Raw genomic sequence first — 23,997 nt, forward strand, 5'->3', positions numbered from 1 at the left:
TTTTGGAGTTTATTAAAAGAAACGTTCGTTATTAAAAACAGCACCTAACCTTGTTTAAATACGGTTAGGTGCTGTTTTAGTTACCATAGTCCCACTTATCGGCAGCAAAACGGTTGCTATTAATCTCCAAAAAAATATAAGTATTTTATTTTACGGTTCTGGTGCAAAAACTTCGGGGAAATTGCAAATAATCTCTATATCTTGAACATACTGATACTATTACTCTAAAAAAGGTGTGTGATCGGTATGAAAAAGGAAAAATTGTTCAAATGGAAGCACTATCAACCTGATGTTATCTTATTAACGGTAAGATGGTACCTACGGTACAACCTCAGTTTTCGTGATTTGGTGGAAATGATGGAGGAACGAGGTTTGTCTATTGCTCACACCACTATTATGCGTTGGGTGCATCAATATGGACCTGAATTAGATAAAAGAGTACGACGTCATCTTAAGACAGCAAATGATTCCTGGAGAGTCGATGAAACGTATGTGAAAGTAAAAGGTCAATGGATGTATTTATATCGCGCAGTCGATTCAGAAGGAAATACAATTGATTTTTATCTTAGTGAATCAAGAAATAAACAAGCAGCCAAACGCTTTTTCAAGAAAGCCTTGGCTGCTTCTCATATTTGTGAACCTCGCGTTATAACAGTAGACAAGAACCCAGCCTATCCTGTAGCAATTCAAGAATTAAAAGAAGAGAAACATATGCCTGAAGGCATACAAATAAGGCAAGTTAAATATCTCAATAATATAGTGGAACAAGACCACCGTTTCATTAAGAAACGTGTGCGTTCTATGTTAGGACTCAAGTCATATGAAACAGCCACTTCTATATTGAGTGGCGTTGAAACTATGCATATGATGAAAAAAGGACAACTTCACCCACAGGTGAAGTCTGCCCAAAATGAAGTTAGGTTCATACATAAATTGTTTGGAATTGCATCATAATCTACCATTGAATAGTCTATGCAGGTTTCTATGCCTCTATCAAATGATTTTTGCACCAGAACCGTAACAACACTGATAAGGAAGAATTGGCAAATAAATTATATGCGTATCGCAACAGTAGAGTACATGGGAAAAGGGATGCGAAAATGGATCTACTGGTTCCATCTATATTAGATTCTAATAATAAGGAATGGGAGATAATAATTGAAAATATTGCTGACTTGGTTATAAAACAATTTTGTTATTCATAATTAATACCCTCTTATTGGAGAAGTTTAATAACATTAAAAAAACAGTTGGGAACGTGTTGCCCGACTGTTTTTTTTATGCCACAACCGAAGCAAAGCGGAGGGCGTAGTTGTAGCTTCGAAATAAAGTTTGATTAAATTAGCTCTATAAACCTTAATATATTCAATTTAATCATTCTTTTATAAAAAAGTTCGAGCATTTTTCCGTTCTTTTAGCCTATTCATTCAATAAGAAACCAAAATTACAGATAGATATCGGTTCATTGAGGGCTAGTATATATATGAACTGTCCTATGTTGACCATTAATCATTTTACAAACTTGAATACAGAGCCTTGGAGTAGGTCTAACAGTAATATCTGATGTTAAGTGGATAGTTTCTTCACTGTTTCCCTTCACTCGCTTTAAGGCTGCAGATAATATACCTTCACATACACTACGCCCAAAAGACTCATAAGTATGAACAGTTTCTAAATGTTGTTCTATGTATTCAGTATCCAATTTTTTCACTTTCTTCTCCTCCTAGATATTTGTAATATACTATACGGATAATCTGTTCAGAATTTATACATTTTGCACAAAACTTTATTTCAAAGTAACGGCACTAGTTTGCAGATTTCTTCTGGTCCAATGTTTATCGTCACCATACAACCACTTTTCGTGGGTGAAACAGAAATATCTGCTGTTAATCGGACTATTTCTTCACTTTTTCCCTTCACCAGTTTTAAAGATTCATTTAAGATAGCCGCACATAAACTACGTCCAAAAGAATCATAATCATTAACAGCTTCTAAATGTTGTTCTATGTATTCTGCATCCAATTTTACCATTTTCTTCGCCTCCATTAAGTTATTGGCATAAAACTACACTTAATAATATGTTCCAAATTAATATATTTATGTAGCTTTAAAATAAAGTCTGATCAAAAATGTTCGACAAACCCATATATTCCGGAAAAAGAAACGAAACCATTTTGAAAAAAAGATTAATCAAAATGGATGGGTATAATTTTGTGATGGAGTTATTTTTTTTTAGTTTGATTAAAATTCACTTAGAATTCTTTAATCGAAAAGGAATACAACGGTGCAACTTTTATAACTTATCAAGACCTAAATTGAAAAAAGTTAGATAAATTAAAGGACATAACATATTTTATATGACTAATATGTTATGTCCTTTCTTATTAAACTAACGCACCCGTTAGTTTAAGTGCATTTATTCACAAACTTTAGTATTGTTGTTTTATAAAAAAGATAGATCATTTAAAACAAAGTTCGATTATTTATAATAAAGATTGATCATTTATAATAAAGATTGATCATTTATAATAAAGTTTGATTAAAAATCCTGTGTGAATATGCAGGATTTTTTCTTGTTCAACAATCGGGCCATTATATTGAATAACTTATTGTGGAAATTATGAAAAATTGAGATGATTATTATTAAGTTAAAGGGCAGTTTAGAGTGGCCACCGACCAACTAAGTGGTTGCTTACACTCAATTATTGAAAGGAAAGTTTGATTCTTTCGCGAATTCATTATACATGCCGAAATTATGAAATTCGCAAAAGAATCGCGGTAGAGCATTGGAAAGAGCATTTTAATTTTCTATAACTCCATAGGGAAGTGATTACGCATGAATCAAAGACCGTCAGAAGAAGAATATGCCGGAGACTTCGGAGAGTATATCCGGTTGGTGCCGGATGGCAACATCATCGACATTCTGCTCGCCCAGGAAAAGCAAATGACCAAGCTGCTGGCATCGTTGACCGAAAGCCATGGCGCGTATCGGTATGAGGAAGGAAAATGGACGCTGAAAGAAGTCGTGGGCCACATCGCAGACGGAGAACGCGTCATGACCTACCGCCTGCTCCGGTTCGCAAGAGGGGACCAGACGCCTCTGTCCGGTTTCGACCAGGAATTGTTCATGCCTCCTTTCGGAAGCTGGACAACCGCGCAATTGGCCGAAGACTACCGGGCCGTACGGCAATCGACGATCACACTGCTGCGCGGGTTACCGGCGGAGGCGTGGTCCCGCAAAGGCACAGCCAACAACGCAAGCATTACGGCGCGTGCCCTCGCGTACGGCATCGCAGGACACGAGATTCATCACATGGGGGTCATCCGAAATCGGTATTTGAGTTAGTTGTCCGGAAGATCGGGACGGAAGCTGCGCGGAAAACGCGGCTTCCGTTCTTTCTTTATGGCAGCCTTCCCGCCCCGTTCATAGACTGATATGAAGAGAGGACAAGACGGGTTGAAAAAAGCAGCAGCGATTGCTTGCAGACTGGATTTTGTCTAAAAATGAAAAGCAAATAATAATCTCAAACAAAAAAAATCAAGGCCTCTTCGTTAAGCTAACGAAGAACGAGAGCTCAATACATCATACGAATGACAAATAAGGATTGGTGGTTATTCCGCAAAAGGGCGCTTTAATTGAGCAAGGATAACAAAAAATTATCAAACTTTTTTATAAAAGGATGAGTCAATTGAATATAGAAAAAGCGTGTTTTGATCAATCTTTTTTTCAAAACACGCTTTTTCTATTTGCCTCTTTTATCAAGGTTTATTAGGTTAATTTAATCAAACTTTATTTCAAGGCTACAAGTATTTCTATAAAAAAAGGAACTGTTGCGCACAGTTCCCTTGGTATTATCCTCCAATGGCCAATTAAACCCAGTCTGCACTTTCATCAGCGAGTCTTTGTAAGTCATTCATAAAAACACTTGCATGATAACCATCACAAACAGCATGATGAATTTGTAAAGAGACAGGTAGGAATAATTCATTATTTACTTGTGAATATTTCCCTCCAGTTATTATTGGTAAGAGAAAATCTCCACCATTATTAATATTTAAATTAAATGCTGTAAAAGAACTCCAAGGAATCATAGATATCGGAATATTATTATCTGGTATAGGTATTTTTGGAAATAAACTACCCGTACCATTGTATTTTTCTACATCCTTTTCATATTGAGAATGAAACTCAGAAAAATTAGCTAAATTTGGTGACCAGATGCCAGAAAATGTGTGCGTCTTCTTATCAAAAATTGTATAAGAAGGGCAAATCTCTGTCCAATAACCTAAATTACCTTCTGAGTTAAAACTAGTTCTAAATTCTCTGTGGGAATTAACTATTTTTGTAACCATAAAAATAAACGCAGGATATAACTTATAATTCTTTTTCTTTAAGTTCTCCATAAGAATAGTAATATTAATTTCATTCGTTATACTGAATGTTGTTTGTTGTTGTAAATAGTGTTCAAAGTATTCTTTTCGATACCAATTGTCACGATTAATAATATTGAATTTCATATTTAACGCCTCCTAATATACTTAATTTTATCTTAGGAGGCTATTTTCACTGCTTTTTTCATGACAGTCATCCTTTTTTATATACAATTTCATGCCACCATATTATCAAGTATCTCTAACTAGAGTCAACATACATTCTTCCACTATCCTGCCACGTTAGTTGAAGAAGATGGGAGAACGTTGTTCTCCCTTATAACTTTTTATAAACATCTGCATAAGCTACTTTTAGTTGCTCTCTTAATTGCTTGTTTTCTTCCTCCAATTTTTTGTTCTTCCTTTTTAGAGAGGCGATAAGGGCATCTTTATTGTTTTCATTCATTTTTCGCTTTACTTGTTTCGGTGTAGGTACTTGTGACTGTTGATTTCGTAATGTTTCAATTCTTGAACGAAAGTCCTTGTTATTATAGAGCGTTGCTTTTGAAACATCAGCTTCACTGGATACACTATTAAAATTTATTTTCTCATTGGCTTTTATGAGCCTTTTAATGGCTTCATCTACTCTCTGATAGGTATTTGCCTTTCGTTTGGCATGAATCGCTTTCAAATGTGCAGAACGGTCATATTCAGCCATTTTTAACACCTAACTTTCTTTTCATCCGATCTTGTCTACCAAAGATAACATTTCCTTCTTGAAGGGTATTTAAAATGTTTTGATAACGTTTTAAATTCGTTTGGTTCTTCTCCGCAATATCTTCACGTCCTCGTTGTTTTGCTATTTCAATTGCCTTTTTGGTTGTTTTAATGTGAAGTTCATACTTTTGTTTATCTAACTCTGAAAAGCCTACTGCTAAGTCTTTACATGGGGTTTGATTATCACCACAAGTTAGACAAGGAGGAGCTTCCATATGAGGGCAATTTCCGTTCAAACGAGCGTGACACGTTCCATAAGGGTTGTCCATCGCATTGAGTTTATGGTCTTGCCATAAGGCATCTAATATGTCTGTTGGAATATTTTCTCCTGCTTTAATTTTTTGCACTTCACCGTTTAAGTCAAAACTGAATACCCCTTGTTTTATTACCGATTCAAACGCTTGTCTTTTCGTATTATCTAATAACTTCGCATATCTTAGTGTCATTTCGGGCGATGTATGAGCCAGTAACTCTTGTACTGTTAAAATATCCGTACCACCGTTTAACATCTTTACTCCGTAGGTATGTCGGAATTGGTGAGGTTTAAAATAGAATAAGTTCCCATTTTCATCGGTGATGTTCTTTTGTTTTGCTAATATATTTAGTTGACCTTGAAAAAAACCTTGACTAAATGGTTTTCCTTTACGTTGACCACGATAGCGAACGAAAATATACCCTTTGGGGTTGTTGTCTTGATTGCTCAATTCTTTGGATATATCAATCAGAACGGCAAGTATATCTGCTAATTCATCGTCAATGGGAATCCGATGCCCTTTAACGTATGTTTTTTCAATATCTGTTTTAATGGAATATTGACCATTGAGTTTGACTAAACAATCCGTAGTTAACCCTAATACATCTGATATTCTTAGACCTGTTTTAAACGCTACCCAAACAATAGGAATAATTTCTTTATGCAAATCATTGATGTAAGTAAATAATTGCTCTAATACATAGTTGGGAATATAGTTAATTTGGTCAATGGATTTTTTATGTATTTTCGGTTTATCATCGGGAAAAATCAATCGTTGTACAGGTGTTTCGGGAGCCATCTCATATTCGTACCGTTGAATTTCTTCAAGGAACTTTTGTATTGTTATAAGTGTTTGACTTACATAACTTTCGGGATGTGAATTACGCCGTTTCAAACTTTTTTTAGCGTATTCATATAAATATTCAAGATACTTTACGATATGTGTACGATTTAAAGCCTTCAAATCCTTCCACGTTGGCTCTAAAGAAAATATAAATGTGAAAAACATTGGGAGAACATTTAGATAATTTTGTGCTGTACTCCATGAAAATCTGTTTCTACTAAGCAATCGTTGTTTTATATATTTTTTTATTTGCTCACGAATACCTTTATCAAACTTTGAAAAATTAAGGTAATATTGACTTTTACTTTTGTTGTATTCCACACCATACTTATCATGAAGAATACGAACATCCCATTTGTCTTTTTCAAACTCTTCTCGGTTATCCGTGTATTAAAATAACAAATTATAAATTTGTCTTAAAAAACGTGCTACTATTGTTTTTTCAACCCAATCTTTTTGAATTATCCTTTGTCTAAGCTGCTGAGTAGTAACTCCATTTTCATTCAACCAAAACAAATACTCTCGTTCTACTTTATCAATATCCAAATCTAACAAGGATGATAGTTTAGGATATTTTATGTTTAAGAACTCGGTCATTTGCTTTAATGGGGTTTGATAAGCGGTAAAAACACTACTGATTGTCCATAAATCGTTAAAGAGTTGTTGATAATAAACATATTTCACTTCTAAGTTGATTGTAGGGTTGGTGAATCGGAAATAAATATTTTTATTGGCATAGTTATAATTTGATACTATTTCCTCAAACTGTTTGATTTTACCGACAAAATGGATATTCCACTTGTCATTCATTAAAAAATAGGGATTGTTTACTTGTACAACTGTAACTGAACCATCTTCATGTATTGTTTTTTCGGGAAAGGTGGATAATACATTTTTTAAGTCTTCGTGAAATCCTTGTTCTATCACATGAATTTTTTTCGTTTCTTTCATCAAGTAACTCCTTTTCATTCCTTTTTCGATAAATCAAATTCGGACTGTGCTTTTTTCCAATCCTCACGGATTTCTTCTTCTGAAGGATGAAGGTGTAAGTTCATTGTTGTTTGAATTTGTGCGTGTCCTAATCGTTCTTGTACCTGCTTAATATCTTTGGTTTTCTGATAGAATATGGTGGCGTGTGTATGGCGAAATAGATGGGGGTGTAGGTTTATCCCTGTTTTCTTCTTCAAACGCTTAAAAAGGGATTCTACGTTCCAATATTCCATTGGTTTTCCTACATCTTTTCCCCTTAGTTTTACAAAAGCAAAGTTTGTATCTAAATCTAATTCGTCAATCACTTCATACAAGTAATCATCATATAAATCCATTAAGGATTGTGACACATAAATTTCTCGTTCACCTGTTTTTAACATAGCACCGTTTTCTAATTCCCCTCTATCTACTAAACGAATCCGATGCCCCTTTTGATGATCAAAAATAAAATCCTCCATGAAGAGAGCGAGAGCTTCCCCAATACGTAATCCCGTTTCAAATAACAATTGAATTAAGAACCTATCTCGTATATTAGTAGTTGCTTGTAATACTTGTATTACCTGTTCTTTTGTGAGTGTATCTACTCTTTTGCGTGGTTCTTTTAATTTCAGTATGTTTTTGATTGATGGCTTGTCCTTATTTACATGATGTAAGAAACTTTTGTAACGTGAGAATCCTCCTGTAAATACTTGTTTCATTAACTTTTCCATCATATCGTTTTGTACTTCTTCATTTCGGTAGAGATAGTCATAGAAGTTTGCTATAACTGTAATTGTAAGATTAATTGTTTTTTCCGTTCGCTTTGCTTTCTCTTGTTGAAGGGGAGTGACTTTTGAACTCTCATAAGGACTTCTTAACCATCCTACAAACTCTACTAAGTCTTCTAACCTAATATGTTTATAATCTTTGTTTGTTTCTTCTAAGTAGGTAAAAAAATGTTTTAAGGAATAACAATATGTTTTTTGAGTATTAGGGCTTTTTCCTGTCTTATCTAAATACTTTATATATTTCATAACTGGCATTAAAGGGAATCCTTCTTGATCCAGTAATATGTATCTCTTGTTGTTATTCTCTATGAGAACTTCTTGTACCCTCATAGCACTCCCCCCTAAAATCTATTAACGCTCGGTCTAAAGACCTCACTACGCCTCCCGCTGTGGGCTACATCCCCTACACAAGACAAATATTTCTTCCCTTATATTGTATACATATTAAACTATATTTTCGATATCTAAATAACAAAGCTAATATGCATAAGAAAAGAGGATAAATGCTCATATATTGAACATAATATCCTCTTATTAGTTTAGTCTATTTAAGTTATAAATGATTAAACTTTATTTCAAATCCACAACAGCAAATAAAAAAAACTATTAGCGGCATAGTGTTCCATTAAAAAAATTCAATCATGTTCTAACCGTATGTTTCACAATTACCACCGATTATGAAATATACGGCATAAATTTAGTTCCTACTAGATGGACTAATATTCATCAGAAGCATTCACAAACATTAAAATTCACCACATGATATAGAGATATGTGTTCTAAACTTGGGGTCACCCCAACTTAACCTATTCAAAGTGCTAAGTTTTTCAGGGGGAAAATAGTGAATTATTGCTATAATTAAATTTAAAATATACTTTAGGGAGGAAATCAATTTGAAGAAAACATTAATTGTTGGAGCATTATGCTTATCACTCGCTTCCTTATCTGCATGTGGCAATGGCAGTAAGGAATCATCACCTGTAGCAAACAAAAATGAGATTATTATACATATACCTAAAGAAAAATCTAGAAATCTAGAACGATTTGAAACATTTTCTCAAAATGTAAAAGATAAAAAAAACGACGAAATACAAATTAAAGATTATTTAACTGACGAGGAAGCAAAAGTACCAACTTTAAACACTGTAACTTATAAAGATGAAAAATTAACTTTTACTTACAAGTACAAAAACGACTATAGAAAGGATATGTGTAATAAGCTTGTTACTCCTCAAGAAACACATGGTATAGCATATATGCTAAGAGATTGCGCCCAGTCAGAAGAGGGTATTGTACTTCATTATACAGCGGAGGATGGTGAAGGAATACACTCCATAAAAGATAAATCTATTGAATTTATTGAAGTTGAGGGGGATAAGACCTACATATTCGTAAAGCAATTTGATGTTGGAGCTTTCGTGAACGCTATCCAAACTACAAACTTTGATACTCCTTCAAATACATCTAATACGCAAAAGTCAAATTACAAAGTAAATGTTCACTTTTTAAGTGGAACAACTCAAACATACTATTTGTGGATTGACAAAGAGAAATCACAAGGAATAATTATGGATTCAGAACAAACAAACCAAGGACATGAAATCGATAAAATATTTGTAGATGAGATCATAAAAGCGTTAAATTAAAACGACATATCTTAATGCTCTTAGTTAAGATGCATTTTTTAGGTAGTTATATGAACTCCATTACTACGTAAAAAATTGACCGCTGTTACAGGCGGTTTTCTTAAACGTTGCTTTACTTCCAACTCCGCCAGCATATCGTCCAACATATTCGCCTTTAGGTGCAGAAAGCATCTTTTCAGTCTAGAACTATTTTTAAATAATCTAATACTTTTTTCTATAGCCTAAAACATTTTTTTATGAAACACATAGGATATTCAAAATTACTAGTGTTTGATTAAAAAAATGTTCTAGACTGAGTATCGCTGGCTTAATAGGATTCCTTTATTTTTATTTTTCTGTATTAATTAAATAAGGATTTAGACGGTTCTGTTGCAAAGTTTGAAAAAAACATAAACGGGTTGGTAAATGAGGAGCAATGTTTAAGAAGTAGCTAATAATTGTTGAAGTTCATTGTACGTTGAAAAGGCGGAGTCTCTTTGAAGACTTCGCCTTTGTTTATATAGGGCATGAATAGTCTCGATACCTTTTATCGTACGTGAAGCATGACGAAGATTTTGAAATCCTGCGGATTTGGCAAAACGTCTCTTTACATGCCTATGATCCTGCTCTATGAGATTATTAAAATGTTTGATTGTACGATGGATTGTAGTCTGATAAAATCCTTGTTTTCTTAATTTGTTAAATGCGCAAAGTAATGCCGGCGCTTTGTCTGTAGTGAGAACCGTAGGTTCTCCAAAATGTTTTACTAATCTTTTCATGAAGGCATAGGCAGCCTGATGATCCCGTTTTTTACGAAGTTGAATATCCAATGTGTGTCCATCTTTATTAATTGCACGATAGAGATAACGCCATTCTCCCTTAACTTTGATATAAGTCTCATCCAAATGCCAAGATAAGCGCGCAGATTTATTTTTCACTTTCCAAATTTGATAGATGAGATTGCGATATTCATGAACCCATCGCATGATAGTTATTGGGTGAACTGAAATACCACGTTCTTTCAGGATTTCAGATACATCGCGATAACTTAAAGAAAAACGACAGTAGTAGCCGACAGCTACTAAAATAATATCTTTCTTGAACTGTTTCCCTTTAAAATATCGCATTTGTGATTCTCCTGGCTTCTTTTTTCTAGAGTGTATCCTCATTTAGAAAACTTTGCAACAGAACCTAACATAGCCTCCGTTAAGAAATTAAAAACTCTTCATTTAAGTGTATACATTTATTATTACTTATTCGTTGTATAAGTAAGGGAGGACAAATGATGAAACAAGAAAATATACTATCCTCCTATCTTATCCATTTAGGAGAGGAAGTGTTCAATCTATTACTAGCGAAAGGAGCAAAAAAAGAAGATGCTGAGGATATAATTCAAAACACTTTTTACAAAGTGTACACACTGTTGGATGATCTAACAGAGAGCAATATACGTCCGTGGTTTTTTAGAGTCGCACTCAATGAATATATTGACTTAAAAAGAAAAAAGGAACAGCAGAACATCTACTTAACCGAGGAAATTTATTCAAAGCTACAATATACAGAAATCGAATTTGACGCCATTTTAAATAAGGATGAGATTTTCTATTTATTAAAAGACATCAAAAAGGACTACAAAGAAGCTTTCTTTTTAAAGTATTACTATGATTTTTCATATGAAGAAATTGCGACTATTTTGGATATTAAAGTATGCAGTGTAAAGCAAAAATTATACCGCGCACGTAAAACAATTCACTCAAAAGTGGGAGGGAAAACTTAATGGATATTTCTTTAAAAGACGCTTTAAAAAAAGCAAAACGCAAACAATTGCTCAAAATCATAATTACTTCTATTATCGTCGTAATAATACTTATTCCTATAATTTATAAAACTGGTAATTATTTCGCGGCGAAAAGTTCTACAAAACTTCATGAACAGCTCTTTTTACATAATGAAATTGCCGAACCTAATATTCAAATCGATTCTCAAGTAACGAGTAATTCTTCCATGTTTGGCGGTAATATTATATCGAATCGCTCTAAAAATATTAATGGTTATGTAGTCCCATGGAACACACTCACAAGTTCGTATGATTGGTTTCGCCTTCATATTGATAACAACGAGTTAATACCGGGATTTTATTGGTCTGATACGGAGTTATATGAGTATGATAAACAAACAAAGAATAAATTTGCGACATTTTATCATCCATCTATTAAAAAGTACTATAAGGGTGTACGAAATGATCTAGCGGCAATTTCACAAATGGAAAATCACGTTGCGGAAGTTGCTATTTCTTTCGATCGACCATATACATTAAAAGAAATTCAAGCAAAAATTCCCGATAATTTAAACATCGTATGGTGGTATATGACTTCACCAATTGTAGATGAAAGCAAGGGGCCTGCTGGTGTGCAGGTTTATGGATTTAATCCATCTGATTCACCAAAAGAGGCATACAATAGCTTTATTGATGCACTTAAAAAATATGATGCAGATGGTACTGAAAAAACAATCCAAGAGTTTTTAAAATTAAATAAAAATAAACAGTTTGATGAAGTGAAAATTTTAGGGGTAATGCTGACTGGTCAAACCCAAAACTTTAAAGTGTTAGAAAATCAAGATTTTATTCGTGGTGCTTCTGTTGGAGCTACTGCACAAATCGTCCCTTATATTAAACCAGAGAAATAATAAGCAAGAGACCAGATGAACATTTGGTCTCTTTTCCTTGTTAATCTGTCCTCTTGTTAACATAATAAATATCGAAATATTTCTGTGTTTATAATAGGGGGCAAAAAGAAAATACGGTATCCGATGAAGGAGTTTTATAAAAAAATCCGATTTTAAATCAAATTGGAAATAAAAGTAATCCTATGACCTATTTTTACACGTATCTCGGCTGTACCCCATATACTCCTACAGAATTTGGTTCCCTAGTAATGCGAACTATCTCTCCACCCATCATATTTTCATGATGATAGCCAACAGGCTTTAATCCCCACCATTTTTGTCTTAATTCACCATGAAAAATATGTTCCATAAGTGTTGGATCAAATTTAGTATGTATTTTGACGCTAACGCATCAAAATCGATAGGGGTCTGCGACGCTTTTCGGCTATGACGAGCCATCAAGCATGGCAAAAAAAGACCTTGGACTCTGTCCAAACCTGCTGAGGAGCTCTTCCCCAGACCCTCTCAATCGAACCCCCCAACCCCTCAATCCTTGAGGGGCTCCCTCGCCAGTTGGCATGCCAAAACGACGAACGTTTTGGTTCTCAAGAGGATTCGGTTGTAGTTGAGTTGGTCAAGTCAAATACTCCCTTTGCTTCGCTAGGTCCGTTTTGATTGACCAACACACATAGCTACAGCCACCTCCGATCTAAGGTTTCTCACAAACAACGCTTTTTAATTCTTTTATAAAACCTTGTAGCTTTTAATAAACAAAACAAAAAAATAAACAGCTAAAAATTAATATAATTTTTAGCTGTTTATTTAAAAAAACTAATACTATCCCAAATTAATTATTCTAGAAAATGAATTTTGTAAATCAATATCATGAGTAACAACAATAATTGTTTTACCTTCATTATGAAGCATCTTCAATAGCTTAATTATTTGATCACGATTTTCTTTATCAAGAGAACCCGTAGGTTCATCAGCCAAAATAATATCACATTTTTTCAATAAAATTCTAGCTAATGCAAGTCTCTGTTGCTCACCACCACTTAAAGTATAAACTTTAGTTTTTAAAGAACAAGATAATCCAACTTGTTTTAATGCATCTTCCATTAAAATCTTTTTCTCTCTTTTAGAGATTTTTTGAAATTCAAGTGCAACTTCCAAATTCACATCAACTGTTTCATTATCCATTAAAGCATAATTTTGAAATATATAACCTAACTTATTTTTAAAAAACTTTTTTTTATTCTTATAGGGATTATCATTTTCTTGAATAATAACTTTACCACTATCTGGTTCATCTAATAACCCAATTATATTAAGTAATGTAGATTTCCCTGTACCACTTTTCCCCATAATACCAACGAACTCATTATTATAAATACTGACATTAAAATCTTTAAAAATATATCGATCCCCATACTTTTTAGTGATGTTCTCTAATTTAATTCCTATTTCTCCTTTCATATACTCACCCCTCTTTTATAATTTGTACCATTTTCTTGTGTTCACTTTTCTTAATCAATAAATAAATAAATAAATTTTCTAAAAAAAGGATACAAAACATAAGATATATAAAATCAAACTTCTCTAATATACATAAAATCAATATTGAAACAAACCAAATAAAATTAGTAAATATCAAATATAACTTATGTCTTTTAAAATAAGAATAACCATGTATTATCTTAATAGTATGTTTCAATTTATATTGCTCTAAATAATTTAATGTTGTAAACATACTTATAAATAAATAACCTAACAAAACAACAAATAAAATAACTAAAAATTGATATGCTCTTTCCATATGCATTTGAATTTTACTTTCAACACGATCATAGGCATTATAAAGTACTGGATAAAATTCTTGTAATCCTAAATTTTTAATCTGATCCTTAATATTATTATAAGGTACTTCTTTATCTAATAATTTTATAAAATAACCATTACTTCCAACAACCGTATCATACCATGCAGCCTCATTACCATTTGCATTAGTTAATACCATTGCGATACCATCATAAAAACGGTTATTAGTATCTGCTGCGATATCATTAGAAAAAGTAAAATACGATTGATTATTCTTTATCCAAATTATATTTATCACTATATCCTCTTTTAAAGGAAGCTCTTTACCAGCATCCTTTAAAAAAGTATTTTTAACTTTATATTTTTGAAAATAATATTCTTCTTCAAAATATCTTCTTAACTCTTGTTCTTCTTTTTTATACTTTTCCGGAACTAAAACCGTAAGTCTATCATCATCTTCTTTAATATCAATTAACTTATTATCTAACCCATATATTGGATTTAATTTCAAATAATTATTATTTATAAGTAATGTCTTTTCTTCATAAACAGAAACACCTTCAACTTCTAGTCCAATCTGTTTTGCTCTGTAAACATCGGAAAATCGTACTAAAATCGCACCCCTGTCATTTGTATACTTAAATAATTTATATTTTTTATCAAACATTTCAAGAATAGCTTTAGGATCATTACCACTTGGTAAAAGTGCTTTAGTTGGCATAACTCCATATGAGTTCATTTGTTTCCATTCAGTTGCATTTTTATAATAATATCGATAGGAATCCAAAAAAGCACTATAAGAAACAAAAAGTAAATATAATATAATCACCGAAAAAATTACTTTTACCAAACTATTTACAATTTGTATTTGTTTTAAAGGCTTTTTATTTTTTATGCTTGCAGAAATCGAAATTTTTCCAACTTTTACAAAAAGAAGGGACATAATAAAACAAACTATTATCCCAATTATAGATTGGTAAAACAAGTAATCAATAATTATCTTAAACCAATACAAATTAAATAATAAATTTTTTATTGTTATAAAAGTGATAACAACTATAGTAGAAATAATTAAAGCCCAAAAATACAATTTAGATATTTGTAGAAAATACTTTCTCCAAATATCTACAGGTGCATAGCCATTTAATAATCTAATAGCGGAATTTTTATACTCTAAAAAATAATAATAAATAATCATAAATAATGATAAAATATACAATAAAATAATAGGAACAATTTTTAACCAAGATGATGAATCAATAACAGAATTATATTCATAACTAGAATAATTAATTCTCATACCTAACTCTCTCTGTAGCTTATTTATAAAAGGATTAATTTTATTTTTATCTTTTAAAGAAACTATATAATCTCCCGCTACTGACCTATCTTTAGGAAACGATTTCAATGGCTTAACACTAAAATCAATTCCTTCTTTATAAGAAAATATTTCTCCTGTTACACTCTCATCTTTTAATGTGGAAATATTAAATTTATCAGATTTATTATCTGGAAATACTCCATCTAACAGCAAAAATTTTGTAAAATAAGAATCTATATCATGTGTAAAATAAACATATTCCACTGATTTTTTTTCCGAATAAATAGATTTAAATACATTTGCATTATAATCATCAGAAACCCTAAATAATAATGATAAAAACTTCTCCGAATCAATTTTCAAAGCGTTTTCATTAATGGTAACAACGAAACTATCTTCTTTTCCTGCTTTTTTCATTGAATCTTCTTGTTTACTAGAAATCAAATCAAAATATATAAAAAAGGAAAAAGAAAAGATAACTATGTATAAAAAAAATAAAAATTTTTTCATATATACACTCTCTCTTTAAATTAATTATAATTACTAAATCAATAAAAAAGAGAGCAAAAGGACATTTATACTCTCTTTATCTTCTATTATCTAATTAAATTACAAACAAACTATTGAACATCATAATATGATCTATAAGTATTTAATGAATCATAATATGATGTTATAGCATAAGCTTGAACCCCTGGCTTTTGCCATCCACTATAATCATATTCCCCATTTGCATAAGCTGTTGCTTTATGTGTTCGAGAACTATGTTTATAGTCAGAGAATTGAGCTAAATCCATCCACCAACCCATTTTTTGACCTTTACACCAATATCCACCATCTACACTATAACATGTACCTGCACCTAAACTTTTAACATCATTCGTTTTTTTTGATCCCTTAATAACAGGTTGTTTTTCAGATTCAACATTTGTAAAACCATGTTCTGTATAAATCATGTTTGGTGAAGAAGATGTTTTTTCTTCTGCTGCAAAACTAGTTACAGGTGAAGCTAATAAAGCACCACATAATCCCAAAGATAAAATCCCCTTACCTAAAAATCCCTTACGTGACATAAAATCCCCTCATTTCTCTAAAATATTTTACTAGTTTCAACTAGCACAACAAAAAATTAACACTAAATTACAAAATTGTCAATTTTTTTACACATTAGAATAAATAAGGTGAAATGTTGAATAGCATAAAATTTATATAATACATTTATATTTCCGTTAAACTCCAATATTAGATTAATATATAAAAATTTCAATGCAATTTTTTACATGACTGAATACTCAAAATAATTTCTAGTTTAAAAAATAAACCACTAGGAGAAAAAATAAATACAACAAAAAAATTAGAAAACATTTTGTTTATAGCATGACAACATCATTTATTTTTACTGATTCAAATCAGCAAAAACAAAATTATCATAATATTATTTGAATGTAAAATATTTACAGAAAACAAAAAATAAAGTAAAATATTAAAAATCCGAATAATCAGATAAATTAAAGTGCAAATGTATGTATAATGAATTTTTTTACATTATAAGTATAATATGGTATTAAAATCAACGCAAACAAAAAAGTAAGGAGAAACGAAATGAAAAAAATTATAATCTTTAGTTTTATCACCTTTACAACTTTTATTTTTATTTGTATTTACAAATAAAAATAAAAGTAAAACAAATAATACCAACAATATACAAAATGAAATTAAAGTAAATGAATTACAAAATAGTTTTTTAGGTTCTGTTGCAAAGTTTGAAAAAACATAAACAGGTTGGTAAATGAGGAGCAATGTTTAAGAAGTAGCTAATAATTGTTGAAGTTCATTGTACGTTGAAAAGGCGGAGTCTCTTTGAAGACTTCGCCTTTGTTTATATAGGGCATGAATAGTCTCGATACCTTTTATCGTACGTGAAGCATGACGAAGATTTTGAAATCCTGCGGATTTGGCAAAACGTCTCTTTACATGCCTATGATCCTGCTCTATGAGATTATTAAAATGTTTGATTGTACGATGGATTGTAGTCTGATAAAATCCTTGTTTTCTTAATTTGTTAAATGCGCAAAGTAATGACGGCGCTTTGTCTGTAGTGAGAACCGTAGGTTCTCCAAAATGTTTTACTAATCTTTTCATGAAGGCATAGGCAGCCTGATGATCCCGTTTTTTACGAAGTTGAATATCCAATGTGTGTCCATCTTTATTAATTGCACGATAGAGATAACGCCATTCTCCCTTAACTTTGATATAAGTCTCATCCAAATGCCAAGATAAGCGCGCAGATTTATTTTTCACTTTCCAAATTTGATAGATGAGATTGCCATATTCATGAACCCATCGCATGATAGTTATTGGGTGAACTGAAATACCACGTTCTTTCAGGATTTCAGATACATCGCGATAACTTAAAGAAAAACGACAGTAGTAGCCGACAGCTACTAAAATAATATCTTTCTTGAACTGTTTCCCTTTAAAATATCGCATTTGTGATTCTCCTGGCTTCTTTTTTCTAGAGTGTATCCTCATTTAGAAAACTTTGCAACAGAACCTAGAATTGTATATAGTACCTAATGAAAGGTCTAAAGGAATAGGAGAAAAATTAATTAATACTGTAAAGAAATATGGTTTTCAACGTGGGTGGTCAAGGGTTGAAGTTGGCGCCCTTGATCCAGAGGAATGGAGTAAAACAGTTTCCTTTTATAAACGTGAGGGTTTTCAAGAAATAGGGCCAAGGTTAAAATATCATTTAAAATGATTCAGAAAGCAAACAAATTAAGGGATTAACATGCTTCATTAAAGAGTAGATTTATATAAAATCCATTCTTTTTTTTTTAGTATTTCCGATAATAGGACGTTATGTCAACCGAACATGAATGAAGTATACATTGAATTAATGCAACTGTTAAAATGAAAATGATGGGAAATCTACATAACAAAGGGAGATAAAAACATGATAAAAAATTTAAATCTAGATACTATTAACCTTAATACCATTACAAAAGATATTACAGATCAACACGTAAATTTTGTTGTATCAGATGTTAATGATCACAGTCTTCGTATTGCAGTCTTTTCAGGAGAATATAAGTGGCATTATCATTCCAATTCAGATGAATTATTTATGGTTCTTGAAGGAGAACTATTGATTGACTTCAAAGATAAAGAAACAGCTGTTCTAAAACCTAACGATACATTACTAATTCCAGCAGGAACTATACACAGAACTAGAGCAAAACAAAGAACTGTAAACCTATGCTTTGAAAATAAAAACGCAGATACTGTTATTATTGATGAGTAGATAAATTAACTTCTGATAACAAGAAATTATGTGAACACAAAAATCCTCCAGTTAAACAATTGGGAGGACTTTTAATATCCTTCTAAATACATTGAATCCCTATAATGAGATGTTATGTTAACTTCACATGAATATGGTATGCACACAAAAAAACTAACCTATGCAAATTTAAATGGTATAATTTAACTTTTAAGACTGCACTCTAAAAATGAATAGGAGAATTTCTATGACAACAATTAGTACAGAAAATCCATGTGTTACTTTAATCAATGTATTTACTGTCGAACCAGAACGACAAGATGAATTATTAAATCTATTAATTCATGCTACAGAAACAGTAATGAATAAGATTCCAGGATTTATTTCTGCTAACTTTCATAAAAGTTTGGATGGAACAAAAGTAGTAAACTATGCCCAGTGGAAGGATGAAAACGCATTTTATGCTATGCTAAAAAATCCTGAAGCCGTTATTCACATGAAAGAAGCAGAACAAATTGTACAGAAATATGAACCAACCCTATATCAAGTAGCTTACACTGACTCGATTTTTGATCATAAAAAATCACATTAAAGTTTTTTGAAAAAGCCCCTTCAGTTAAACTAAGGGGCTTTTTATAACTTCATAGATACATTGACTACCGCTTTCGAGAATTATGTAAATGAGCTGTCCATATGGGCAGCTTATTGTATTTTTTTGCTTAGCGTGTGTTAAGTGACAATAAAGTTATTTAATCTACAATAAAGTCGTTTAAAACATAATAAAGTTGTTTAAAAATGAAAGCCGATACTAAAAAACAGTGTCGGTATTTTTCGTTTAATGTGCAAGAATTATTCTTCAAGTAAAGGGTGGTATTCATAAGAAAGTTAATTCAGAGTAACTACTTTGTATTAACTTTCTTATTACTATTTATATGTAAAGCAAGCTTTACATATCTTTGCAATAATTATATTATATATATGTAAAGTTAATTTTACATCCAGAGGGGAGGTTAATATGAAAAATCAAATTCCAGAGTTACGAAAAAAGTTTGGTTATACTCAGCAAGCAATGGCTGAGCAGTTAAATGTTTCACGTCAGACAATTATTTCACTTGAAAACGGAAGATATAATCCATCCATCATGCTGGCGTATCAAATAGCAAAATTATTTAGAAAAACAATCGAAGAAGTATTTATTTTTGAAGAAGAATAAGGGAGAGATAAAAATGCAAAATGTGAAAAGTAGAATGATATGGTATATGGCACTCTTATTTATAGGAATCATTTTGTATATATCAGCTGAGTTTTTTGAAGTGATAGATAGCTTTTGGAGTGGGATGGGGATTGGTTTTGTCATTGTTTCGATTATACGTTTAGTTCAGATTGGGCGTTTTAAGAACGATGCCGAATATGCAAAAAAATTAACGGTAAAACATAGTGATGAGCGTAATCACTATCTTGCGAATAGAGCTCGTTCTCATACTTTTTATTATTCTATTCTTATGGAGGGAGTTGTAATTATTCTATTTAATATTATGGATATGTCTGAGATTGCACAAGTAATAGGAATGGTTTTATGTGGTCAAATAATTATTTATTGGATCACATACTTCCTCCTTAAATCTAAATATTGATTTTAAAAAAGCATTTAGATTAATTAGAATAAATTCAATAAAACTTGGGAGCTTTCTTTGAAAATTCGACAACCGAATTAAACAACTTTATTATTCATTTTTGAAGTAGTCACAATTGTATTTATCGTAATTTAAACAACTATAAAGAACAATACTACATACGAATTGTAGTATTGTTCTTAGTTTTTTACCTCAAAATTAAACAACATTATTATCTTTATACAGCGTGGGGTTTTTCCAAAATGCTGGCGGTACCCCATCGCCATCAAGCTAAGATTCTGAAGTACCCCCAAAATGAAAATTTTATATCTTCATGGTTAATTAAATCTTAGTTATTTTAGAAATATGGAGGACATTTTAATAAACGTCGCATTTTTTTTATAGACATCGTAACTTTGTTCAAAACTTCGCGACTATATTTTAAATTCATAGATTCTTATTATAATGGTATGGAAATGGGTATAGGGAAATTTATCGTCTATGTTGATAGAGATTCTAAAAAACATATTCGTTTTTGGTTAGAGGATGAGAAAGTGAAGGAAATTGAATTCGAGGCATTATGAATATGAAATGTTCGTAATTATGCCATTCTATAAGAAGCGGTTGAGTGAAGAAAGGCTAATAATTTGTGTTTAAAATTCAGTATAAAAAGATCACCTTCATAGAGGTGATCTTTTTATTGTTACTTTTATTGACTAGTTAAGGAATAGTAATTACATAAGGCACTGTAAATACCTTGCCTTTATGCTGGAACTGTCCCCATATTTTATAAGTGCCGCTAGTTGGAAATTCTGTGTGGAACATAGCTTCAGGTCCCATGTTCTTTGTATCGGCTGGATGTACATGAAGGTATTTTTCCGTATCTTCACTTAAAATGACAACATGCCCAATTGCACCTAGATATGTTTCAAGGTCAGTAATTGGTTTCTTGGTAGCTGCATCTTTTATGTTGAATTTGAGCATGACCTCTTTGTTTGGTTTTAATTCACCGTCATAACTCAATGTGATTTCTTTTCCGTCCACAACTTTTACTAATGATTTGTCAGCTTGAAGAGGCTCTGCTTTTTGTTCTGTCCCTTCTACTTTGATTGTATGTGTTTTTGTGGTTTGCGAGCCTCCTTTTGGAATAAAGTCAGAGATGAGTTTATATTCTCCACCTTTTGGGAAGCTTACGTCTACGTTGAATTTTCCGTTTCCATCATATGTAGGATGAATGTGACTGAAATAAGATAAATCTTTACTTACTACAATCAAATGCATTTTCTTTTCGTGATTAATGTCGTATTCTTCAATAGGTTTATTTTGGTTATCTTTGATTTCGATAGTTAATTTTTCTTTTTCGTTTTCTTTTGGATTAGAAGGTGATAAATGCCATGCGACATTTAAATCTTGTGCGTTCTTTTCGCTATGACCCGCATGTTCATTCTCTTTATTTGTTTTATCATTCTTTGTCTCGTGTTGATGTTCTGTACTTTTAGAGTCTGATTGATTCGTACATCCCGCAAAAATTCCCGCAGTAAGTATCAGACTCATACCTGTTATAAGTGTTTTTTTCTTCACTTTATTACCCCCATTTATATATTTTGTAAGCCGATAAATTAGGAAAACTTGTTTACTTATTATTTGTATACGAAGCATTCATATACAAACGACCTCATCTCCTATATATATATCCTTGTGAATTATAAGAAGAATTCTTTGTGTCTTTCTTTGCTATAAAATTTATTTAAAAAGCAACAAATAAAAACCGTTTATCCTTTATAAGGATATAAAATGGTAGAAATTCCGAATCGGTCGGTAGATGTACTATACAATAAATAAGAAACAAGCTTAAAAGTTATTAAAAATACGATCAAAAAAATTGGATACAAAGTTTTATAAGATCGAGAGTATAGAATAGCAATGAATTGTCGAGAAATTAAGGAGATTTAGGAATGAAACAAAGAAAACATATCGTAGGGGGCACTATACATGTGAACTGCACCCCAATTGTTGGACACTAACTAACAATCGCATAAAATGTACAACTTTTTGTTGGCACCACTTAACCTTAACAAAATTTCGCAACAGAACCGAAAATAATAATAAATTTGTACGAGGAAAGGGGAAAGTTCGAAAGAATATCGAATCCTTCCTTATATCACAATATAATATGGAACAACGTTCAGGAGAATATATATTTTATGTTCCTTACAATACAATTTCAGATTTAGAAAAAAAGGTAGATAGCATAATTCGTGAAATTGATTTTGAAGCGGATTTACAAAACTGTTTTACGGAGTTAGATGTGTACTGTGATGAATTGGAGCTACAATGGTAAAAGTAGCATTTGCTTATATAGAGAGTTCAATTATAAAATAATAAGAAGAAAAGAAAGACAGGGAGAGGAAACCCATGTCCACAAAATTAGTAAATTTACGAATTGATTTTGCTTTTAAACAGTTATTCGGAACGAAAGGAAACGAAGAAATTTTAACTGGCTTTTTGAATGCTATTTTAGAGGAATCTTTAGAGGTCCCCATTACATCTCTACAATTGGAAGACCCACATCTTCATAAGGCTTATGAAGATGATAAGTTATCCATTTTAGATTTATTAGCAACATTAGACAACGGAACACAAGTGAATATAGAGATACAACTTCGCAATACACATGATATGGTGAAGCGATCTTTATATTACTGGAGTAAACTCTATACATCTCAAATGCAAGAAGGGATGCCATATCGTTCACTTCGGAAAACAATTACCATTAACTTATTAGATTTTATATTATTCTCCCAGGATGATTCATTTCACACCATAGGACAATTATGGAATCCCAAAAAGCAACAGATACTAAGTGATGATATTGAAATTCATTTTGTGGAAATTCCAAAATTGGTCAAACAATGGCATGAAGAAAAAGTAAATCCATGGGAAAATGCATTTGTTCGTTGGATGTTATTGTTGCCAGCACATGAAGATGAACATTTAACTCAGACATTGGAGGAGATTGCGATGAATCAAGATCCAATTTTACAAAAGGCAATGAATAAATGGGAAAATATGAGTCATGACTCTTCTTTCCGTCGTATGTATGAAGCAAGGGAAAAGCTTTTATTAGATGAACAAGCAAAGTTAGCTCATGCTGAACAAAAAGGAATTGAAAAAGGAAGAAAAGAAGGAAAAGAGGAAGGGAAAGTTCAATTAATTCGTGGGATGCATAAGAATGGTATGCCATTAGAAGACATTGCAAAATTCACTGGTCTAAGTACAGAAGAGATACGAAAATTACTATTATAATTACATGTCATTACAAAAGCTTTGCGGTATTTTCCGCGAAGCTTTTTATACTGCATGTTCGCATAGCTTATAAATGAAGGAACCTATCGAGAAATATAATAGGTTCCTATTTTAGCTCGACTGGACGAAAGTTAAGTTTATTTCCACCTTTAAGTTGACGGACATGTATGTTGTGTTTACGAATAATAAAGTTGTTTAAAAAATAATAAAGTTCTTTAAAAAGTTAAATAGTTGTTTAAAAATATGGTGTGAAATTGAATGTTCATAACATATTTTATTTTTGTCTTGTATAATAAACATAAGAATATTTCAATATTTTTTCGACAACATTAATAATTAAATTTGCTTAGATAGGACGTGTA

General features: G+C 31.7%; 23 protein-coding genes and 2 pseudogenes. 12 read left to right on the top strand and 13 right to left on the bottom strand.

The window, feature by feature from the left end; all coding sequences use genetic code 11:
- Positions 1-246 precede the first annotated feature (246 nt).
- Positions 247-954, top strand: a complete 708-nt coding sequence (locus KFD70_RS27910) for an IS6 family transposase (protein WP_336454476.1) — start codon at positions 247-249, stop codon at positions 952-954.
- Between the two features lie 508 nt (positions 955-1,462).
- Here the strand turns inward: KFD70_RS27910 and KFD70_RS27915 are convergent.
- Positions 1,463-1,711, bottom strand: coding sequence for a hypothetical protein (locus tag KFD70_RS27915; RefSeq protein WP_336454475.1), 249 nt, complete (start codon positions 1,709-1,711; stop codon positions 1,463-1,465).
- 80 nt (positions 1,712-1,791) lie between these two features.
- Positions 1,792-2,031: a hypothetical protein gene (locus tag KFD70_RS27920; protein WP_336454474.1), complete on the bottom strand. Its 240-nt coding sequence runs from the start codon at positions 2,029-2,031 to the stop codon at positions 1,792-1,794.
- An 805-nt stretch (positions 2,032-2,836) separates the two neighbouring features.
- Here KFD70_RS27920 and KFD70_RS27925 point away from each other — a divergent pair.
- Complete coding sequence (locus tag KFD70_RS27925) at positions 2,837-3,346, top strand: DinB family protein (RefSeq protein ID WP_336454473.1); 510 nt, start codon at positions 2,837-2,839, stop codon at positions 3,344-3,346.
- Between the two features lie 524 nt (positions 3,347-3,870).
- On the opposite strand, the gene catA is transcribed toward KFD70_RS27925, so the two are convergent.
- From catA to KFD70_RS27945, 4 genes and pseudogenes are all read right to left on the bottom strand, one after another.
- Positions 3,871-4,518, bottom strand: a complete 648-nt coding sequence (gene catA, locus KFD70_RS27930; protein WP_286015256.1) for a type A chloramphenicol O-acetyltransferase — start codon at positions 4,516-4,518, stop codon at positions 3,871-3,873.
- A gap of 190 nt (positions 4,519-4,708) precedes the next feature.
- Entirely contained in the window at positions 4,709-5,089 is a 381-nt protein-coding gene (locus KFD70_RS27935; protein WP_336454472.1) for a DUF6262 family protein, read from the bottom strand.
- Positions 5,082-7,196, bottom strand: a pseudogene (locus KFD70_RS27940) (tyrosine-type recombinase/integrase). Before KFD70_RS27940 ends, KFD70_RS27935 begins: the two are co-directional and overlap by 8 nt.
- A gap of 14 nt (positions 7,197-7,210) precedes the next feature.
- Positions 7,211-8,332, bottom strand: coding sequence for a tyrosine-type recombinase/integrase (locus KFD70_RS27945; protein ID WP_336454471.1), 1,122 nt, complete (start codon positions 8,330-8,332; stop codon positions 7,211-7,213).
- Positions 8,333-8,895: 563 nt separating this feature from the next.
- Here KFD70_RS27945 and KFD70_RS27950 point away from each other — a divergent pair.
- Positions 8,896-9,648 (top strand): DUF4362 domain-containing protein, encoded by a 753-nt coding sequence (locus KFD70_RS27950; protein WP_336454470.1) that lies wholly within the window; start codon positions 8,896-8,898, stop codon positions 9,646-9,648.
- Positions 9,649-10,067: 419 nt separating this feature from the next.
- Here the strand turns inward: KFD70_RS27950 and KFD70_RS27955 are convergent, their stop codons facing one another.
- Entirely contained in the window at positions 10,068-10,754 is a 687-nt protein-coding gene (locus KFD70_RS27955; RefSeq protein WP_431613522.1) for an IS6 family transposase, read from the bottom strand.
- Positions 10,755-10,912: 158 nt separating this feature from the next.
- Here KFD70_RS27955 and KFD70_RS27960 point away from each other — a divergent pair, with 158 nt between their 5' ends.
- On the top strand, positions 10,913-11,404 hold the full coding sequence (locus KFD70_RS27960; RefSeq protein WP_208019574.1) for an RNA polymerase sigma factor: 492 nt from the start codon (positions 10,913-10,915) through the stop codon (positions 11,402-11,404).
- A complete protein-coding gene (locus tag KFD70_RS27965) occupies positions 11,404-12,315 on the top strand; it encodes a sigma factor regulator N-terminal domain-containing protein (protein ID WP_208019573.1) in 912 nt (303 codons plus the stop codon). Before KFD70_RS27960 ends, KFD70_RS27965 begins: the two co-directional genes overlap by 1 nt.
- Before the next feature lie 193 nt (positions 12,316-12,508).
- Here the strand turns inward: KFD70_RS27965 and KFD70_RS27970 are convergent, their stop codons facing one another.
- The 5 genes from KFD70_RS27970 to KFD70_RS27990 form a co-directional block, all read right to left on the bottom strand.
- Entirely contained in the window at positions 12,509-12,664 is a 156-nt protein-coding gene (locus KFD70_RS27970; RefSeq protein WP_336454601.1) for a hypothetical protein, read from the bottom strand.
- Positions 12,665-13,131: 467 nt separating this feature from the next.
- Positions 13,132-13,770 (bottom strand): putative bacteriocin export ABC transporter, encoded by a 639-nt coding sequence (locus tag KFD70_RS27975; RefSeq protein WP_336454600.1) that lies wholly within the window; start codon positions 13,768-13,770, stop codon positions 13,132-13,134.
- 4 nt (positions 13,771-13,774) lie between these two features.
- Positions 13,775-15,943, bottom strand: a complete 2,169-nt coding sequence (locus KFD70_RS27980) for a DUF1430 domain-containing protein (protein WP_336454599.1) — start codon at positions 15,941-15,943, stop codon at positions 13,775-13,777.
- 110 nt (positions 15,944-16,053) lie between these two features.
- Positions 16,054-16,506 carry a lactococcin 972 family bacteriocin gene (locus KFD70_RS27985; RefSeq protein WP_336454598.1) on the bottom strand — a complete coding sequence of 151 codons (453 nt, stop codon included), beginning with the start codon at positions 16,504-16,506 and terminating at the stop codon, positions 16,054-16,056.
- A gap of 730 nt (positions 16,507-17,236) precedes the next feature.
- Positions 17,237-17,923, bottom strand: a complete 687-nt coding sequence (locus KFD70_RS27990) for an IS6 family transposase (RefSeq protein ID WP_431613523.1) — start codon at positions 17,921-17,923, stop codon at positions 17,237-17,239.
- 70 nt (positions 17,924-17,993) lie between these two features.
- Here KFD70_RS27990 and KFD70_RS27995 point away from each other — a divergent pair, with 70 nt between their 5' ends.
- The 5 genes from KFD70_RS27995 to KFD70_RS28015 all read left to right on the top strand — a co-directional run bounded on the left by KFD70_RS27995 (position 17,994) and on the right by KFD70_RS28015 (position 20,350).
- Positions 17,994-18,194 carry a GNAT family N-acetyltransferase gene (locus KFD70_RS27995; RefSeq protein ID WP_431613524.1) on the top strand — a complete coding sequence of 67 codons (201 nt, stop codon included), beginning with the start codon at positions 17,994-17,996 and terminating at the stop codon, positions 18,192-18,194.
- 195 nt (positions 18,195-18,389) lie between these two features.
- On the top strand, positions 18,390-18,737 hold the full coding sequence (locus KFD70_RS28000; RefSeq protein ID WP_336454595.1) for a cupin domain-containing protein: 348 nt from the start codon (positions 18,390-18,392) through the stop codon (positions 18,735-18,737).
- Positions 18,738-18,963: 226 nt separating this feature from the next.
- Complete coding sequence (locus KFD70_RS28005) at positions 18,964-19,308, top strand: antibiotic biosynthesis monooxygenase family protein (RefSeq protein ID WP_336454594.1); 345 nt, start codon at positions 18,964-18,966, stop codon at positions 19,306-19,308.
- A gap of 423 nt (positions 19,309-19,731) precedes the next feature.
- Positions 19,732-19,929: a helix-turn-helix transcriptional regulator gene (locus tag KFD70_RS28010; protein WP_336454593.1), complete on the top strand. Its 198-nt coding sequence runs from the start codon at positions 19,732-19,734 to the stop codon at positions 19,927-19,929.
- Between the two features lie 13 nt (positions 19,930-19,942).
- Positions 19,943-20,350: a hypothetical protein gene (locus tag KFD70_RS28015; protein WP_336454592.1), complete on the top strand. Its 408-nt coding sequence runs from the start codon at positions 19,943-19,945 to the stop codon at positions 20,348-20,350.
- A 699-nt stretch (positions 20,351-21,049) separates the two neighbouring features.
- On the opposite strand, the gene KFD70_RS28020 is transcribed toward KFD70_RS28015, so the two are convergent.
- Positions 21,050-21,910: a DUF8832 domain-containing protein gene (locus KFD70_RS28020; RefSeq protein WP_336454591.1), complete on the bottom strand. Its 861-nt coding sequence runs from the start codon at positions 21,908-21,910 to the stop codon at positions 21,050-21,052.
- 508 nt (positions 21,911-22,418) lie between these two features.
- On the opposite strand from KFD70_RS28020, the pseudogene KFD70_RS28025 reads away from it, so the two are divergent.
- Positions 22,419-22,670 (top strand): annotated as a pseudogene (locus KFD70_RS28025) (recombinase family protein); the annotation flags it as partial.
- A 74-nt stretch (positions 22,671-22,744) separates the two neighbouring features.
- Entirely contained in the window at positions 22,745-23,635 is an 891-nt protein-coding gene (locus tag KFD70_RS28030) for an Rpn family recombination-promoting nuclease/putative transposase (RefSeq protein WP_174103978.1), read from the top strand.
- Positions 23,636-23,997 lie beyond the last annotated feature (362 nt).

Source organism: Bacillus pfraonensis (genome assembly GCF_050768835.1).
Classification (GTDB): Bacteria; Bacillota; Bacilli; order Bacillales; family Bacillaceae_G; genus Bacillus_A; species Bacillus_A pfraonensis.